The following is a 1,939-nucleotide window of genomic DNA, read 5'->3' on the forward strand; positions in this document are numbered from 1 at the left end:
TTGGCGAAGCCAATAATCTTTCAGCTAAAATGCCTGAAAAAGTAAAGGAATTAGATAAGTTGATTGTAAAACATGTAGAAGATACAAAAGGTATTTTTCCTGTTAAAAATCCTGCGTATAAGCCAAACACCCCTAATACAATGGGCGTTAAACATGAGTTTCCATTAGATAAGTATATTATGTATTAATTCTTTTAAATAATTTAATATTATACCTAATTTCTAAAATAATATGAAATCTAGTTTGTATTCAACCTGTTCTATCATTTTTTTCATGTTATTAGGATGTAGAACAAGCCAATTGTCTCAAACATCAGAAAAAGGTTTCGTTTCAATTTTTGATGGGAAAACATTAAACGGTTGGGAGGGTGATAGTGTTTATTGGCATGTTGAGAATGGTAGTATGGTAGGAGAGATAGTACCAGCCACTGTAGTAAAACGTAATACGTTTATCATTTGGCGAGGCGGTATCACAAGCGATTTTGAATTAAAAGTGGATTATAAAATATCGGCTGCTGGTAATAGTGGCATCAACTATCGCAGTGGAGAATTAAAAGACCTGCCCTTTGCAATGAAAGGCTACCAAGCAGATATTGATGGAGCTAATAAATATACAGGTCAAAATTATGAAGAACGAGGTAGAACGTTTCTAGCATTACGTGGTCAAAAAGTAGTTCTAGAAGAAAATAAAGAGCCAATTATAAGAGGTATACTTGCGAATCCAGATTCATTGAAAGCCATAATAACACCTGAATGGAATGAATATCATTTAATTGCAAAAGGTAATCATTTACAACATTATTTAAATGGTGTTTTGATGAGTGATGTAATAGATAATGATACTATTAATAGAAAAATGACTGGTTTACTAGGTGTTCAGGTGCATGTTGGCCCACCAATGAAGGTAGAGTATAAAAATTTTAGAATTAAGAAGTTGTAAGCGACAAAGGTTACTAAATCTTAAAGCAGAATACAGCTAAAATCATATTTATTATGACAATTAACAGAAACATTTTAACCCTCGACGAATTTACCATTAAGCAATTGCGAGGCTTTCCTGCTGCTACTGGTGAATTAAGTAGTTTGTTTAGAGATTTAGGACTTGCTGCCAAACGTGTAAACGTAGAAGTAAACAAAGCAGGCTTGGTAGATATACTAGGCGATGCTGGTAGCGTTAATGTGCAAGGCGAAGATGTAAAGAAGCTAGATATTTATGCTAACAACCAATTTATGGGTGTACTGAAGCATGGTATTAGCTGCGCTGGTATTGGTAGTGAAGAATTGGACGATTTTGTAGTGTTTGATGATGAAGTGAGTAATAATAGTAAGTACGTTGTTCAGTTTGATCCTTTAGATGGTAGTGGTAATATTGATGTCAACATTTCTATTGGTACTATTTTCAGTGTGTATCGCCGTGTAAGTGAGGTAGGTAAGCCATGTACTAAATCAGATTTTTTGCAAGCAGGTAACCGTCAGGTGGCTGCTGGTTATATGATTTATGGTTCATCTACCATGTTTGTATATGCTACTAAATTGGGGGTAAATGGTTTTACGCTTGACCCTGCAATTGGTGAGTTTTGCTTGAGCCATCCTAATATTAAATGTCCACCAAGTGGTAATGTATATTCGGTAAATCACGGTCATTTCTTTAGATATTCTGAAGGTGTGCGCAACTACATCAATGTTTGTCAGAAAAAAGACAAAAGCAACGGTGGCCCTTATACACAGCGCTACATAGGTAGTATGGTGGCCGATGTGCATCGTAACTTAATGAAAGGCGGCATCTTTATGTATCCTGGTACTATTGATAAGCCCTTGGGTAAATTGCGTTTACTGTACGAGTGCAATCCATTTGCCTACATTATAGAAATGGCAGGCGGTAGAGCTACTGATGGTAAGCAGCGTATTATGGATATTCAGCCAACATCTTTACACCAACG

General features: G+C 35.8%; 3 protein-coding genes. All 3 read left to right on the top strand.

Features of this window, described 5'->3' with window-relative positions; genetic code table 11:
• Positions 1-188: hypothetical protein (locus tag ACT9TX_RS18305; RefSeq protein ID WP_481340537.1), on the top strand; the 188-nt coding region annotated here is incomplete at its 5' end.
• An 85-nt stretch (positions 189-273) separates the two neighbouring features.
• Entirely contained in the window at positions 274-939 is a 666-nt protein-coding gene (locus ACT9TX_RS18310) for a 3-keto-disaccharide hydrolase (RefSeq protein WP_481340539.1), read from the top strand.
• A gap of 53 nt (positions 940-992) precedes the next feature.
• Positions 993-1,939, top strand: a 947-nt coding sequence (fbp, locus tag ACT9TX_RS18315; protein WP_481340541.1) for a class 1 fructose-bisphosphatase, incomplete at its 3' end; no start/stop codon positions are given.

It is taken from the genome of Parasediminibacterium sp. HNIBRBA5674, from assembly GCF_056745525.1.

Coding starts and splice junctions, on each gene's coding strand:
- ACT9TX_RS18310 (WP_481340539.1), top strand. CDS start 274: ATGTTATTAGGATGTAGAACAAGCCAATTGTCTCAAACATCAGAAAAA.